This is a genomic window from Streptomyces sp. 11-1-2, assembly GCF_003595545.1.
Lineage (GTDB): Bacteria > Actinomycetota > Actinomycetes > Streptomycetales > Streptomycetaceae > Streptomyces > Streptomyces hygroscopicus_B.
Genome location: NZ_CP022545.1, coordinates 7,476,581 through 7,491,961, shown reverse-complemented (window position 1 = coordinate 7,491,961; position 15,381 = coordinate 7,476,581). Strand labels below are relative to the sequence as shown.

The 15,381-nt window shown below is 71.6% G+C and carries 12 protein-coding genes; 8 read left to right on the top strand and 4 right to left on the bottom strand.

All coding sequences use genetic code 11. From position 1 onward, the window contains the following. Positions 1 to 67 precede the first annotated feature (67 nt). From CGL27_RS32335 to CGL27_RS32325, 3 genes are all read left to right on the top strand, one after another. Positions 68 to 520 carry an ATP-binding protein gene (locus CGL27_RS32335; protein ID WP_119994653.1) on the top strand — a complete coding sequence of 151 codons (453 nt, stop codon included), beginning with the start codon at positions 68 to 70 and terminating at the stop codon, positions 518 to 520. Between the two features lie 64 nt (positions 521 to 584). Next, positions 585 to 1,202: a TetR family transcriptional regulator gene (locus CGL27_RS32330; RefSeq protein ID WP_119991526.1), complete on the top strand. Its 618-nt coding sequence runs from the start codon at positions 585 to 587 to the stop codon at positions 1,200 to 1,202. A 24-nt stretch (positions 1,203 to 1,226) separates the two neighbouring features. After that, complete coding sequence (locus CGL27_RS32325) at positions 1,227 to 2,681, top strand: FAD-dependent monooxygenase (protein WP_119991525.1); 1,455 nt, start codon at positions 1,227 to 1,229, stop codon at positions 2,679 to 2,681. An 18-nt stretch (positions 2,682 to 2,699) separates the two neighbouring features. Here the strand turns inward: CGL27_RS32325 and CGL27_RS32320 are convergent, their stop codons facing one another. Further along, positions 2,700 to 3,485: a methyltransferase domain-containing protein gene (locus CGL27_RS32320; RefSeq protein WP_119991524.1), complete on the bottom strand. Its 786-nt coding sequence runs from the start codon at positions 3,483 to 3,485 to the stop codon at positions 2,700 to 2,702. 158 nt (positions 3,486 to 3,643) lie between these two features. Here CGL27_RS32320 and CGL27_RS32315 point away from each other — a divergent pair, with 158 nt between their 5' ends. From CGL27_RS32315 to CGL27_RS32305, 3 genes are all read left to right on the top strand, one after another. Continuing rightward, complete coding sequence (locus CGL27_RS32315; protein ID WP_119991523.1) at positions 3,644 to 5,776, top strand: bifunctional polysaccharide deacetylase/glycosyltransferase family 2 protein; 2,133 nt, start codon at positions 3,644 to 3,646, stop codon at positions 5,774 to 5,776. 142 nt (positions 5,777 to 5,918) lie between these two features. Continuing rightward, positions 5,919 to 7,184: an LCP family protein gene (locus CGL27_RS32310; RefSeq protein WP_119991522.1), complete on the top strand. Its 1,266-nt coding sequence runs from the start codon at positions 5,919 to 5,921 to the stop codon at positions 7,182 to 7,184. A 235-nt stretch (positions 7,185 to 7,419) separates the two neighbouring features. Continuing rightward, positions 7,420 to 8,220, top strand: a complete 801-nt coding sequence (locus tag CGL27_RS32305) for a carbohydrate ABC transporter permease (protein WP_119994652.1) — start codon at positions 7,420 to 7,422, stop codon at positions 8,218 to 8,220. 46 nt (positions 8,221 to 8,266) lie between these two features. Here CGL27_RS32305 and CGL27_RS32300 read toward each other — a convergent pair whose 3' ends face one another. The 3 genes from CGL27_RS32300 to CGL27_RS32290 form a co-directional block, all read right to left on the bottom strand. Further along, entirely contained in the window at positions 8,267 to 9,418 is a 1,152-nt protein-coding gene (locus tag CGL27_RS32300) for a hypothetical protein (RefSeq protein WP_119991521.1), read from the bottom strand. Continuing rightward, positions 9,409 to 10,755 carry a hypothetical protein gene (locus CGL27_RS32295; RefSeq protein WP_119991520.1) on the bottom strand — a complete coding sequence of 449 codons (1,347 nt, stop codon included), beginning with the start codon at positions 10,753 to 10,755 and terminating at the stop codon, positions 9,409 to 9,411. The genes CGL27_RS32300 and CGL27_RS32295 overlap by 10 nt, the downstream gene beginning before the upstream one ends. Positions 10,756 to 10,887: 132 nt before the next feature. Beyond that, the gene (locus CGL27_RS32290; RefSeq protein ID WP_078643734.1) at positions 10,888 to 11,913 is read right to left on the bottom strand and encodes an ATP-dependent 6-phosphofructokinase; all 1,026 of its coding nucleotides are present in this window, start codon (positions 11,911 to 11,913) and stop codon (positions 10,888 to 10,890) included. Between the two features lie 210 nt (positions 11,914 to 12,123). Between CGL27_RS32290 and pta the strand changes: the two genes are divergently transcribed. Continuing rightward, entirely contained in the window at positions 12,124 to 14,232 is a 2,109-nt protein-coding gene (gene pta / locus CGL27_RS32285) for a phosphate acetyltransferase (RefSeq protein WP_119994651.1), read from the top strand. Beyond that, the gene (locus CGL27_RS32280) at positions 14,229 to 15,374 is read left to right on the top strand and encodes an acetate kinase (RefSeq protein ID WP_078643732.1); all 1,146 of its coding nucleotides are present in this window, start codon (positions 14,229 to 14,231) and stop codon (positions 15,372 to 15,374) included. Before pta ends, CGL27_RS32280 begins: the two co-directional genes overlap by 4 nt. Positions 15,375 to 15,381 lie beyond the last annotated feature (7 nt).

Sequence of the window (15,381 nt, the reverse complement as noted above, 5' to 3'; positions counted from 1 at the left end):
AACCGCTCGCACAGGGACGTCAGTTGGCGGACGCGCTCCGCCCTGCCCTGCCCACTGGAGGTACGCGATGGCATTCGCGCCCCAAGACCCCCGGATCCCGGACCCCAGCGACCCCGTCATCGAAGAGGGCAGCGTCGACTACGTCCCGACACCGATAAGCGTGACCAGGGCCCGCCAGCACGCCACGCGACTCGTCGCCGAGTGGGGGCATCCCGCGCTCGCCGACGACGCCGCGCTGATCGTGTCCGAGCTGGCCACCAACGCCGTACGGCATGCCCGCATCCCCGGGCGGCTCTTCCGGGTTCAGCTCACCCTCACCAAAACCCGCTTACGTATCGCCGTATCCGATCCCCGGGGCGAGCGACTCCCCCGGCCCCGCCATCCGTCGCCCCGCGACAGGCACGGCCGGGGCCTGCTCATCGTCCGCGCCCTCGCCGCGCGTTGGGGCGTGCGCGAGCGGACCGTTGGCAAGGAGATCTGGGCCGAGCTGGACCTGACCAGCTCACCGACCCAAGCCTAGCTCTAACAAAAATTGCGTGCCCCGCACATTTGCGGGGCGCGCAAAAATTGCTACTCTCGGTCGCATGGGACTGCGAGAGCGCAAGAAGGCCCAGACGCACGCGGCACTGAGCTGGGCCGCGATCCGGCTGACCGTGGAGCGCGGGTTCGACAAGGTCAAGGTGGAGGACATCGCCGAGGCGGCCGGTGTCTCGCCGCGTACGTTCAACAACTACTTCTCGAGCAAGGCCGAGGCGATCGCGTTCCGCCACCTCGACCGCTTCGTGCGCATCGCGGAGGCGCTGCGCGAACGGCCGACCGAGCCGCTGTGGGACGCGATCACCGACTCCGTACTGCTGCAGTTCGCGGCGGACGCGGAGTCGATGACCCATCCCCCCGCCACCGACGCGGCGCAGTGGACGGCGGGCGTGCGCGTGATGGTCACCGAACCGGCGCTGCGGGGCGAGATGCTGCGCGCCGGGGCGACCGCCGAGGCCGAGATCACGGCGGCGATCGCCGAACGCACCGGCGGTGACCTCGATCAGGACCTGTATCCGCACCTCGTGGCGTCAGCGGTGGTGGCCGCCGTACACACCGCCATCGCGCACCATCTCCGCACCGATCCACCCGTGCCGGTGCGCCGCCTGCTCACGGAGGCCCTCGCCCGGCTCGCGGCGGGGCTGTCCACCGCGCAGAACCCCTAACTCCCCTCCCCCGAAAGGGAATTCATGATCGAGGTCGTCATCGCAGGCGCGGGGCCGAACGGCCTGATGCTCGCCTGCGAACTCGCCCTGGCCGGTGTACGCCCGGTCGTCCTGGAACGCCTCACCGAACCCACCGACACGCAGCGCGCGAACGGCCTCGTGGGCCAGGTCATCCGCATGCTCGACCGGCGCGGGCTGTACGAGCGGCTGGCCACGCCCGGCACCACGCCCGAACCGGCGCCCCGTTTCACGTTCGGCGCGTTCCCGCTCGACCTGAGCGATCTGCCGGACAACCCGCTCTACACACTCCTCGTGCCGCAGCTCCGGATCGAGCGGATGCTCACCGAGCGCGCGGCGGAGCTGGGTGTGGACATCCGGCGCGACCACGAGGTCATCGGGCTGACACAGGGCGAGAAGTCGGTGACGGTCGAGCTGCGCGAACGGGCGCCGATCGAGGCGGAGTTCATGGTCGGCGCGGACGGCGGGCGCAGCACGATCCGCAAGCTCACCGGCATCGACTTCCCTGGCGTGACGAGCGACGACTCGGTGTCGCGCACCGGACATGTGAGCGTGCCCGCACACCTGATCCGCCCGGACGGCAGCCTCACCGTGCCCGGTTTCGGCGCCGTCCCGCCGTTCCAGCATCTGCGGACCGAGCACGGGCTGATCGCCTGGGCGCCGTCCCCGGACGGTGACCCGAAGCTGACCACCGTGGAGTGGGGGCAGCCCCCGGAGGGCGAGGCATCGCTGGACGAACTGCGGGCCAGCGCCCGCCGGGTACTCGGCGCGGACATTACCCTCTCCCCGCCGACCGGGCCCGGACCACACCTGATGCGGCGGCTGTTCGGCGGCAACACCCGGATCGCCGAGCGCTACCGCGCGGGCCGGGTCCTGCTGCTCGGCGACGCCGCGCATGTGCACTCGGCGATCGGCGGCCCGGGGCTCAACCTGGGCCTCCAGGACGCGGTGAACCTCGGCTGGAAGCTGGCGGCGGAGGTGCGCGGCCACGCGGCGGAGGGGCTGCTGGACACGTACGAGTCGGAACGGCACCCGGCGGCGCGGCGGGTCGCGATGCACACGCAGGCGCAATCGCTGCTGACCCGGCCGGGCGGCGAAGTGACGGCGCTGCGCGAGCTGTTCGGCGAACTGCTCGACCAGCCCGCGCCCCGGCGACACATCGCGGGGCTGCTCGCCGGCGCGGACATCACCTACGACATGGGCCCGGCGACCGGCCCGCTCGTCGGCCACTGGGCCCCGGACCTGCCGGGCCTGCGCGACCTGACCCGCGCCGCCCGCCCCCTCCTCCTGGACCCCACCGCCACCCTCGACCCGGGCCCCTGGGCGGCGCACGTCGACACCGTGCCCGCCCCCGGCCTCGACACGGCCCTGCTCCTCCGGCCGGACTGCTACGTCGCCTGGCAGGGCACGACGAGCGACGGCCTGCACGAGGCGCTGGCCACCTGGTTCAGGTCCGCCTGAGGCCGCGGCACGACCGGCTTACGCCTCCGCCACCACCACGTACAGCGTCGCCGAGGCGAAGAACGGGCGGTGGGCGAGGTGGTGCAGCCAGACGCCCGCCTGGTACTCGCTGAGGTAACCGGCCTCGACGGCGCGGCGGGTGTTGCGCTCGAATCCGAAGACCCGGTCCGCCACGCGGACATCGCGGAAGACCTGGGTGACCGGAATGACCTCCGGCACGCGGAACCCGGCGTCGGTGGCGAGACGGGCGAGCTGGCGGCCGATGGCCGCGTTGCGGATCACCTGCTCGGTGATATGGCGGGTGTAGGCGCGGGAGAGCGACGAGTGGGGGTGGTCGACGGCGAAGGTGTCCCAGTCGGGCTCGCCCATCACCAGCCGCCCGCCCGGCCGCAGGACCCGGTGGAACTCGGCGAGGGCCCGCGCCGGGTCGTCCACCCACTGCAGCACCCGGTCGGTGCGGGCGCGGTCCACCGCGGCGTCGTCCAGGGGGAGGGCCTGGACATCGCCGCGCCGCAGCTCGACGCACGGATGTGCGGCGGTGCGCGCCGCCGCCCCGTCCAGCATCTCCTGGTCGCGGTCGATCCCGATGACCGTACCGCCGGGGGCGACCGCCTCCGCGAGGGCGGGGAGATCGGCACCGGGGCCGCAGCCCGCGTCGAGGACGGTCAGCCCGGCCCGGAGGTCGAGCGCGTCCAGCATCCGCGCCTTGTAGTCGCGCCCGGCGTCGCTCGCGGCGAACCGGGTGAGGTAGTCGGCGGACGCGGGCCTGGTGGTCTCGAAGACGGACGCATCAGCAGAGGTCATGGGCGTCAGTCAAGCAGAGCCGCCTCGCGGAGGTGGCCCGCTTCCACGGGTGCACTACGTGATCCGGCGGCGCGGCGGGTGGCGACCCGGGAATTCTTATCCATTCGCGCTGCATCACCGGACCCGCTCCGCCCCCCGCAACTACCGTGCGACCAATCATGTTTGAGGGCAACCGGTCGAAAAAACGCCAGGAATCCAGCCACTTGTCCCGAGGGGGCCGGCACAAGCGGTCCCGTGACCCGCGCGCGCACTGGCTGCTTCTGCTCCTCGTCCTTCCCGTCATGTTCGGCCTGCTGATGTTCCAGGGCTGGACCACCCATGAGGTCGACGCGGCGAAGGCGCGACGGCCCTGCACCAGCCCGGTGCCCCGGGCCCTGGCCGACGGTGGGCCGGTGGTGCAGATCAACGGCGATCAGGTGCGGACCGTGGGCATGCCCGCCGGAACGGTCGCGCTCACCTACGACGGCGGGCCCGACCCCGTCCAGACCCCGCGCCTGCTGGACCTGCTGCGCAGGTACGACGCGCGGGCCACGTTCTTCGTCTCCGGCGCCAAGGCGGCCCAGTACCCGGATCTCGTACGCCGGATCCGCGCCGAGGGCCATGAGATCGGGTCGAACACCTACACCGGCGCCGACATGGGCACGGCCTCCCCCACCCGCTCCCGGATGGAGCTGTCCCTCACCGAGTCGGCGCTGGCGGGCTCGGTGGGGGTCCAGCCGAGGCTGCTGCGGCTGCCGCTGACCACCGATGTGGACACGCTGTGCGGCGACGAGTGGCAGGCCGCGCGGCGGGTCGCCGAGGAGGGGTACGCGCTGGTGGCCGCCGACCGGTCGGCCAAGAAGCCCGCGCAGGGCGTGGTCCGGCAGTTCAGCCAGACCGACACCGCGTACCAGGAGACCGAGAAGCTGCTGAAGGACCCGCGGGCGAAGAAGTTCACCACCGTGACCGGCGGGCTCGGCGTGCCCCCGGTCGACGTGCCGGTCTCCGACCTCGAACGCTGGGAGGGCAAGGCGCTGATCTGGGTCGCGGCCATCGGCCGCGGCTTCGTGTCCACCATGACCTGGGTGCTGGGGATCGCGGGGGCGCTGGGGGTGCTGCGGCTGCTGATGCTCGTGCTGTTCGCCCGTACCCATGTCCGGCGGCTCACCCGCTTCCGGCCCGGCGCGCCCTGGCTGCGCGAGGTGAACGAGCCGGTGACGGTACTCATCCCCGCGTACAACGAGGAGGCGGGCATCGAGGCCACCATCCGTTCGCTGCTCGCCTCCACCCATCAGCGCCTGCAGATCGTCGTGATCGACGACGGGTCGACGGACCGTACGGTCGATATCGCCGAGAGCGTCAACGACCCCCGGGTGCTGGTGGTCCGCCAGCCCAACGCGGGCAAGGCCGCCGCCCTCAACACCGGGCTGGCCCACACCCGGCACGACATCGTGGTGATGGTCGACGCCGACACCGTCTTCGAACCGGACGCCGTCCACCAGCTCATCCAGCCCCTCGCCCATCCGGCCATCGGCGCCGTCAGTGGCAACACCAAGGTCGGCAACCGGCGCAGCCTGCTGGGCCGGTGGCAGCATCTGGAGTACGTCTTCGGCTTCAACCTCGACCGGCGGATGTTCGAGGTGCTGGAGTGCATGCCGACCGTGCCCGGCGCCATCGGGGCCTTCCGGCGGGACGCGCTGATGGGCGTCGGCGGGGTCAGCGAGGACACCCTCGCCGAGGACACCGACCTCACCATGGCGCTGTGGCGGGCCGGTTGGCGGGTCGTGTACGAGGAGACCGCCGTCGCCTGGACCGAGGTGCCCACCTCCCTGCGCCAGCTCTGGCGCCAGCGCTACCGCTGGGGATACGGCACCCTCCAGGCCATGTGGAAGCACCGCCGCGCGGTGGTCTCCCTGGGCTCGGTGGGGCGGTTCGGCCGCCGGGGGCTCAGCTATCTCACGCTCTTCCAGGTGCTGCTGCCGCTGCTGGCGCCCGTGATCGACCTCTTCGCCCTGTACGGTGCGCTCTTCCTCGACCCGGGGCAGGCGGCCGGGGTGTGGCTCGGCTATCTCGCGATCCAGATGGTCTGCGCCGGATACGCGCTGCGGCTGGACGGTGAGCGGATGCGGGCGCTGTGGTCCCTGCCCTTCCAGCTCTTCGTCTACCGGCAACTGATGTATCTGGTGGTCATCCAGTCCGTGGTCGCCCTCCTGCTCGGGACGCGGCTGCGGTGGCACCGCATCCAGCGCTCGGGGACGGCCGCCCAGGCGCTGGGCGAGGCGCCCGCGTACCGGAGCCTGACATCGAAGTGACGGTATGGAAGTGACGGCATCGACGTGACGGCATCGGCGACCTGACGGATGGGGACCACCCCCGCGTTCAACGCCGCACCGAAGTTGTCATAGCTCTATGAAGCGACGGCGGGCCCCTCCGTCCGCTGGGCAGACTGCGCCCATGAGCGATCGGTTGGACGGGTGGGCCGCCGCGAACCGGCCGTCGGGGCGGGCCTGGGACATCTCCACGGCGGAGACGCAGAGCATCCCCATGCAGGGGACCACCCAGAGCATGCCCGCGCAGGGAACCCCCGGCGTCCCGACGAAACCCGCCCCCTACCGCAGGGGCGAGGAGACCGTCAGCGCTCCCACACTCACCCCCACACCCGAACCCGAACCCGAACCCACCTCCACCCCCACCCCCACCGTCCGGCGCCGCGCCCCCAAGGAACCCCTCAGCCGGCGCCGCCGGATCATCCGGCTGGCCATCGTGACCGTCTCCGCGCTGCTCCTGGCCTCCGGCAGCGCCTACGTCTGGGCCGACACCCAGCTCAACCGCGAGGTCGACCTCGGCAAATCACCGGACCGCCCACCGCCCGGCAAGGGCACCAACTACCTCATCGTGGGCTCCGACAGCCGGGAGGGCCTCTCCGAGCAGGCCAGGAAGAACCTGCGCACCGGCTCGGCCGAGGGCCGCCGCACCGACTCGATGATGGTGCTGCACACCGGCTCCAACGGCACCACGATGATGAGCCTGCCGCGCGACTCCTGGGTGACCATCCCGGGGTTCCTCCGCCCCGACACCGGCAAGACCTTCGCCCCGTCCCAGAACAAGCTGAACGCGGCGTACTCGATGGGCGGTCCCGATCTCCTCGTCTCGACCATCGAGCGCAACACGGGGCTGCGCATCGACCACTACGCGGAGATCGGCTTCTCCGGATTCGTGGACGTCGTGGACGCGGTCGGCGGGGTACGGATGTGCGTGGACCGCGACATCAAGGACCCCAAGTCCGGGCTGGACCTGCAGAAGGGCTGCCACACCCTCGACGGCGCCAAGGCGCTCGCCTTCGTCCGCCAGCGCAAGCAGGAGGCCAAGGGCGACCTGGGCCGCACCCAGAACCAGCAGAAGTTCCTGGCCGCCCTCGCCGACAAGGCCGCCACACCGGGTGTCCTGGCCAACCCGTTCGCGGCCTTCCCGACCGTACGCGCGGGCCTGGACACGCTCATCGTGGACAAGGACATGGGCCTGCGGAACCTGATGTCCCTGTTCGAGGCGATGAAGGGCGTCACCTCGGGCGACGGCCGACAGCTCAACGTCCCGGTGGCCAACCCCAACCTCCGGACCTCCAAGGGCAGCGCCGTGCAGTGGAACGTGACGCAGGCGAGGCGCCTCTTCGACCAGCTGCGGAACGACCAGCCGGTGGACATCGCCCCGCCGACGCCGTAAGGCGACGCCGTAAGTCCACACCGTAAGCCGACGCCGTAAGGCGAGCGAACCGCGCACGCGTCTTCCCCAACGCGAGCGGCAACCGGTTACATGGACGGCACGCTGATCGACTGCGCTCGCAAGCGCGCGAGGAGGTCCGAGGTTGTCCACGCTCTCCGCCCGCCCCGCCCGCCCATGGCCCGGCTCCGCCACGTCCCGCCCACGCCCCCGCTGGTCCCCGAGCCGACGCCGCCGACTGGCCGCCGACGCCGCGCTGCTGCTCATCGCGGCCGCGTTCCTGCTCCCGCTCGCCTGGCTGGTCCTGGCCTCCATCGACAGCGACGCCACCCTGCGGGTCTCGGCGCCCGGCTCGCCCACGCTGGACAACTTCTCGGCGGTGTGGACGGACGAGATCACCTTCACGCCGATGCTCAACAGCCTGCTGCTGTGCGGCGGCGCCACCATCCTGACCGTCGCCTGCGCGGCGCTGGCCGCCTATCCCCTCTCCCGCTTCCGCTCCCGCGTCGTACGCCCGTATCTGCTGACGGTGCTCTTCACCACCTGTCTGCCGATCACCGCGATCATGGTTCCGGTCTACGGACTCTTCGTCCAGGTGGACCTCATCGACACCATGTCCGGCACGGCGCTCTTCCTCGCCGCCTCCCAACTCCCCTTCGCGGTCTGGCTGATGAAGAACTTCATGGACGGCGTGCCGGTGATCCTCGAAGAGGCCGCCTGGACCGACGGCGCGTCCTGGCTGCAGAGCCTGACCCGGGTCATCCTGCCGCTGATGGGCCCGGGCATCACGGTGGTGATGATCTACAGCTTCATCATGATGTGGGGAAACTTCTTCGTCCCCTTCATGCTGCTGCTCTCCCCCGAACAACTCCCCGCGTCCGTCTCGATCTTCACCTTCTTCGGCAACTACGGCCAGGTCGTCTACGGCCAGCTGGCCGCCTTCTCGATCCTCTACTCGACGCCCGTGCTCCTGCTCTACGTCCTGATCTCCCGCCGCCTGGGCGGCGGCTTCGCCCTGGGCGGCGCCGTCAAGGGATGACGGCGCCGCCGCCGGGTCGGGCGCTTCGGCCGGGTCGGCCCATGGTTCAGCCCTTGGGCAGGCTCGGCGCCGCGCAGCCGTGGTGTTCGGCCGAGGCGGCGGCGAAAGCCGCCAGGGCGGCGCGTTCGTAGGCGAGGTCGGGGCGGCGGCGGGTTTCGCCGTCGGCGTCGGCGGCGCGGATGAGGTAGAGGGCGGACTCGGCGCCGCGCGGGCAGGTGGCACCGGCCCAGTAGGCGCTCTGGCCGAGCCGCCCGGCGGGCTTCTCGGCGGGGGTCACGTTCTCGTAGTCGTAGTCCCGGGTGTACTGGGAGCGGGCGTCCTCCGCGTACGGGCCGTAGTACGCCTCAAGACGGTAGAGCGGGGAGCCGTCCCGCGTGCCGAGGACGCAGCTCTCGCGCGGTGCGCGGTCGCGGGCGGTCTCGCGGGCCGTGGAGACGGCGGAGCGGGAGGCGGTGGGGACGGCCGCGCAGGTGCCCTTGGCGCCGAGCAGCGGTTCGTACTCGTCCTCGTTCACCGGCAGGCCGACCGTACGGACGGGTGTGCCCAGGCGGGCGCCGCAGCCCCAGTGGTCGTTGGCCGCCTCGGCGGTGGCGGTGGCGGTGCGGACGAAGTCGGGGCGGACGGCGGGGTCGTCGAGGGTGGTGGCGCCGCGCAGCGCGGTCTCGACGGTGATCAGCAGGCTGTCGCCGCGCCGGGCGCAGTCGAGGAGCACGGCGGTGGTGGCCGTGCCGTCCTCGGCGTCGTCCAGCCGTGCGGTCTCGGCGGCGAACAGGCCGGACCAGCCGTTGCCGAGGGGGACGGGAAGCGTGTGGCTCGCGGGTACGGCGGCGTAGAGCTCGCCGTATCCGTACTCGGCGCGGGGACGGGGCGAGCCCGCGATGGTGACGGCGATGTGGCCGGTGCCCTCGGCGGCGATCCGGCAGCGGACGGACAGGCTGTTGGCTCGCTTGCCCCCGCTTTTGGCGGCCTTGTCCCCGAAGGCGCCCTCGGTGCGGTTGGTCACGTCCAGTTCGGCGTCCTCGCCGAGCACCGAGCGGACGTCGCCGACCGGAAGCACCCCGTCGCAGGCCCCGTCCAGCGCCCGGTCCTCGCTGCCCGCGAACCAGACGATCGCTCCGGTGAGGGCGGCCAGCGCCACCGTGACGGCCGCCAGGGCCCGGACCCCGCGCCGGGTGAGTGTGGGTCGGGTCAGTGCCACTGCTCCACCTCCCCGAGCACCTTGGTGTCGCGGCAGTCCGCCGATACGGGCCAGCCGTCCTCGGCGTCGAGATAGCGATCGAGGACGGTACGGGCGGTGGTGGAGAGCCTGGCGCGGTCCTTGCCGCTGATGACGGTGGTCTCGCCGTCCTCGAGCCGGATCTCGGGGAGGACGGCGACCCGGTGGTAGGTGGTGCGGCCACCGCACACCGACTGGGCCCACAGGGCGAGTTGGGGCCGTCCGGCGTAGGAGGAGACACGGTCCTCCTGCCGCACACCACGATCGGCGTCCGCCTCGGAGTCCGCCTCGGAACCGGCTTCTGAGGGGCTCTCGCCCTCCTGCGCTCCCCACCCGGGCACATGGCCCTCGCGTTCATAGGAGTCGTAGGCGGACCGGCCGAGGACTCCCGACCAACTGGCCGCCTCGACCTCGGTGACCTGCCACTCCTTCGGGCGCGGGCGCTTACCGGCGTTCTTCTGCGCGTCCCACTCCCCGGAGCAGGCGCTCAGGGCGGTGGACTCCTGCAGATCGCCGAGGGTGGTCCAGGAGCCGGAGGCGATGCCGGGGAGCGAGGAGCCGTCGATCCACTCGCATTTGCGCAGGGCCCGGCCGGGCGCACCATGGGTCTCGTCCGTGTCCACCACGGTTTTCGGCATCGCGAGCGGGCCGGAGCCGCAGCGCTGGGCCTTGGTGAGAACGTTGGCGACCTGTACGGCGGTACGGAAGCCGAGGAGCGCGGTGGCGCGGTCCGGCTTGCCGTTCCCCGCCATCGCCTCGTCGGCGTCGTCTGCCTCGTCGGCCTCTTCTGCCCCGTCAGTCCCGTCCGTCACCCGGGCCGTCACATAGAGATCGGTCGTGGGCCGGACCCGGCCGCCGAGCCCGCCCAGGCAGTCGGTGACCAGCCAAGCCCCCCGCTTGCCGTACTGGCCGGTGGTGCCCGGTGCCACGAAGGTGCCATGGCCACCGGCCGGTTCCAGGAGGTCCCGGGCCTCGACTGCCTGGGGGACATCGGACACCAGCGCCTCGGCATGGACCGTGACCCCGTATCCGTCTCCCCAGGACAGCGAGCAGTCCAGCAACGAACGGCTCTCCTGGCCGGGGGCGAGCATCGTGCCGTGCTGTCTGAGCTTGCCCGGCCGCTCGTCACGCACCAGCCGTTCGAGGTCCCCGTACGGCAGGGTGCCGTCGCACGCCTTCCTCAACTGGGCCTGGTTGGCGGCGAGATGGCCGCCGCCGCTGTCCCGGGTCGCGAGGACGGCTCCCGCGATCCCCACCACCGCCATCAGTACGACGAGGGGCTTGCGGCGCTGCCGCGCACGGCCCCATAAACCACGCATCCCGCCCTTAACTCCTCACATCTCCTGACCAGTTCCCCCTTGATCAGGCGGGGACAGTACCAGAGGGGCGGGAACACGGCGGCGACCGGGAGTGAGCGCCCAACGAGCGCAAGATCGCCAGGGCGTGACGGGTCAGAAGACCGACTCGGCCTCGTCCATCCGCTCGACCGGAACGGTCTTGAGCTCGGTGACCGCCTCGGCGATCGGCACCATCGTGATGTCCGTGCCGCGCAGCGCGGTCATCATGCCGAAGTCGCCCCGGTGCGCCGCCTCGACGGCGTGCCAGCCGAAGCGGGTGGCCAGCACGCGGTCGTACGCGGTGGGCGTGCCGCCGCGCTGCACATGGCCCAGGATGACCGGGCGGGCCTCCTTGCCCAGGCGCCGCTCCAGCTCGGCCGCGAGGCGGTTGCCGATACCGGTGAACCGCTCATGGCCGTACTGGTCGATCGCGCCCTTCTGGTACTCCATGGAGCCCTCGGCCGGATGCGCGCCCTCGGCGACGCAGATGACCGCGAACTTCTTGCCGCGGGCGAACCGCTCCTCGACCATCTTCACCAGCCCGTCGACCTCGAAGGGCCGCTCAGGCAGGCAGATGCCGTGGGCGCCGCCGGCCATCCCCGACTCCAGCGCGATCCAGCCCGCGTGGCGCCCCATGACCTCGACGACCATGACCCGCTGATGCGATTCGGCGGTGGTCTTCAGCCGGTCCATCGCCTCGGTGGCGACGCCGACGGCGGTGTCGAAGCCGAAGGTGCGGTCGGTGGAGGAGATGTCGTTGTCGATCGTCTTCGGGACGCCGACGATCGGCAGCCCGGCCTCGGAGAGCATCCGCGCCGCGGTGAGGGTGCCCTCGCCGCCGATCGGGATCAGCACATCTATCCCGTAGTCACGCGCGTGGTCCTTCGAGGTCTCGCATGCCTCGCGCAGCCGGGCGCGCTCCAGCCGGGAGGAACCGAGGATGGTGCCGCCGCGGGCGAGGATGCCGCTGACGGCGTCGAGGTCGAGCTTGTGGTGACGGCCGTCGAGAAGGCCCTTGAAGCCGTCCTCGAACCCGATCACCTCGTCTCCGTGGCCGGCGACCGCGCGGTGCACCACCGACCGGATCACAGCGTTGAGGCCGGGGCAGTCGCCGCCTGCGGTGAGAACTCCGATGCGCATCGTGCTGTGTCTCCTGCTCCCTACGGGTAGATGTGAGCCAGTCCGATTGTTTCATGGGCGGGGTAGTGCTGTATCCCCCTAAGCGGCCAGCGTCTTAATCACGGTCGCAGGTATTGTCAAGAGGACCGGGCCGTTCAATGTGGCCAATTTGTGTCCCATGGGCGCACAAACGGAAAACACCCAAGAACGCCAGAGGAACGGAGAGTGCGCGTGACACGCAGCGTGTACGTGACCGGAGTCGAGCGTGGCGACGGACGCCAGGTCGTGGAGCTGGGGGTGATGGAACTCCTGACCCGTCATGTCGACCGGGTCGGCGTCTTCCGCCCCCTGGTGCACGACGACCCCGATCGCCTCTTCGACCTGCTGCGGGCGCGCTACCGGCTCGGCCAGTCGCCGGAGTCGGTCTTCGGCATGACGTATCACGAGGCGGCCACGCTCCAGGCCGAGCGGGGCGCCGACGAACTGGTCTCGCAGCTCGTCGGCCGCTTCCACGAGGTCGCCGACGCGTATGACTACGTCCTGGTGCTGGGCAGCGACTACGCGGCCACCAGCCTCCCCGACGAGCTGGGGCTGAACGCACGGCTCGCCAATGAGTTCGGCGCCTCGGTGATCACGGTCGTCGGCGGGCAGCGGCAGACCGCCGAATCGGCCGGCGCCGAGGCCCACAACGCCTACCGCGCCTACGAGGCGCAGGGCTGCGATGTGGTCGCGGTGGTCGTCAACCGGGTGGTGCCCGGGGACCGCGAGGCCATCGCCGAGCGGCTGGCCGCCAAGCTGCCGGTCCCCAGCTATGTGCTGCCCGAGGACCAGTCGCTGTCGGCGCCCACCGTCTCCCAGATCGTCCGCACCCTGGGCGCGGAGGTGCTGCTCGGCGATGAGACCGGGCTCTCCCGGGACGTGCGGGACTTCGTGTTCGGCGGCGCGATGCTGCCGAGCTTCCTGCCCGCGCTGACCGAGGGCTGTCTGGTGGTGACGCCCGGGGACCGCGCGGACCTGATCGTGGGCGCGCTGGCCGCGCACAGCGCGGGCGCCCCGTCGATCGCCGGGGTGCTGCTCACCCTGGACGAGCGGCCAGGCCCGGACATCCTGGCGCTGGCCTCGCGGCTGGCCCCGGGGACCCCGGTGGTGTCGGTGGCGGGCGGGTCCTTCCCGACGGCGGCCGAGCTGTTCGCCATCGAGGGCAAGCTCACGGCGAGCGCGCCGCGCAAGGCGGAGACGGCGCTCGGCCTCTTCGAGCGGCATGTGGACACCGCCGCGCTGACCGAGCGCATCTCGGTGGGCCGCTCCGCCCGGGTCACCCCGATGATGTTCGAGCGCGAGCTGATCGAGCGGTCCCGGTCCCGTCGCCGCCGGGTGGTGCTGCCCGAGGGCGCGGAGGAGCGGGTGCTGCGCGCCGCCGACGTACTGCTCCGCCGCGATGTGTGCGATCTCACACTGCTGGGCGAGGAGGACGCGATCCGCAAGCGCGCGGCCGAGCTCGGCATCCAGCTCGCCGAGGCGCAGATCGTCGATCCGCAGACCTCCCCGCTGCGGGAGCGCTTCGCCGAGGGGTACGCGAAGCTGCGCGCCCACAAGGGCGTCTCCTACGAGCTGGCGTACGACGTGGTGGCGGACGTCTCCTACTTCGGCACCCTGATGGTCCAGGAGGGCCTGGCCGACGGCATGGTCTCGGGCGCGGTGCACTCCACCGCCGCCACCATCCGGCCCGCCTTCGAGATCATCAAGACCGCCCCGGGCGCCGAGATCGTCTCCTCGGTCTTCTTCATGTGCCTGGCCGACCGGGTGCTGGTGTACGGCGACTGCGCGGTCAACCCCGACCCGGACGCCGAGCAGCTCGCGGACATCGCCATCCAGTCGGCGACGACGGCCGCCCGGTTCGGGGTGGAGCCGAGGATCGCGATGCTGTCGTACTCCACCGGCACCTCGGGCTCCGGCGCGGATGTGGACAAGGTCCGCAAGGCGACCGAGCTGGTCCGCGAGCGCCGCCCCGATCTGCTGGTCGAGGGTCCGATCCAGTACGACGCGGCGGTGGACGCCGCGGTCGCGGCGACCAAGCTGCCCGACTCCGAGGTGGCGGGCAACGCCACCGTGCTGATCTTCCCGGACCTGAACACCGGCAACAACACCTACAAGGCCGTGCAGCGCTCGGCGGGCGCCGTCGCGGTCGGCCCGGTGCTGCAGGGTCTGCGCAAGCCGGTGAACGACCTGTCCCGCGGGGCACTCGTCCAGGACATCGTCAACACCGTCTCGATCACCGCCATCCAGGCCCAGTCCCCGGCGTCCCCGGCATCCCCCGCACAGAAGGCGCAGTCCGCGTGAACGGCTCCCGAGTCCTCGTCCTCAACTCCGGCTCCTCGTCCGTGAAGTACCAGCTTCTGGACATGGCCGACGGCTCCCGGCCCGCCTCCGGCATCGTGGAGCGGATCGGTGAGGGCCCCGTCGCCGACCACGCGGCGGCCCTCAAGCAGGTCGCCGACGAACTGGCCGCGCAGGGCCTGGGCCTCGACTCGCCCGAGCTGGCGGCGGTCGGCCACCGGGTGGTGCACGGCGGCACCCGGTTCACCGAGCCGACCCTGATCACCGACGAGGTGGTCGAGGAGATCGAGAAGCTGATCCCGCTGGCCCCGCTGCACAACCCGGCCAACGTCACCGGGATCAAGGTGGCCCGCGCGCTGCGCCCGGACCTGCCGCAGGTCGCGGTCTTCGACACGGCGTTCCACTCGACCATCCCGGAGGCGGCGGCCCGCTACGCGATCGACGTGGCGACCGCCGACCGCTGGGGGGTGCGGCGCTACGGCTTCCACGGCACCTCGCACGCGTATGTCTCCCGGGCCACCGCCGCCCTGCTGGGCAAGGACCCCGCGGCGGTCAACACGATCGTGCTGCACCTGGGCAACGGGGCCAGCGCCTCGGCGGTGCGCGGCGGCGTCTGCGTGGAGACCTCGATGGGGCTGACCCCGTTGGAGGGCCTGGTGATGGGTACCCGCTCGGGAGACATCGACCCGGCGGCGATCTTCCATCTGTCCCGGGTGGGCGGTATGTCGACCGATGAGATCGACACGCTGCTCAACAAGCGCAGCGGGCTGGCCGGTCTGTGCGGGGACAACGACATGCGCGAGATCGGCCGCCGGATGGGCGAGGGCGATCAGGCCGCCCAGCTCGCCTTCGACATCTACATCCACCGACTGCGGAAGTATGTGGGCGCGTACACCGCGGTACTCGGGCGGGTGGACGCCATCGCGTTCACCGCCGGTGTGGGGGAGAACTCCGCGGCGGTACGGGAGGCGGCGATGCGCGACCTCACCGCGTTCGGCATCGAGGTGGACGGAGTCCGCAACGCGCTGCGCTCCGCCACGGCGCGGCTGATCTCCACGGAGTCCAGCCGGGTCGCGGTGGCCGTGGTGCCCACCGATGAGGAGCTGGAGATCGCCGGCCAGACGTTCGACCTGGTCAGCGCCTAGCCTCCGG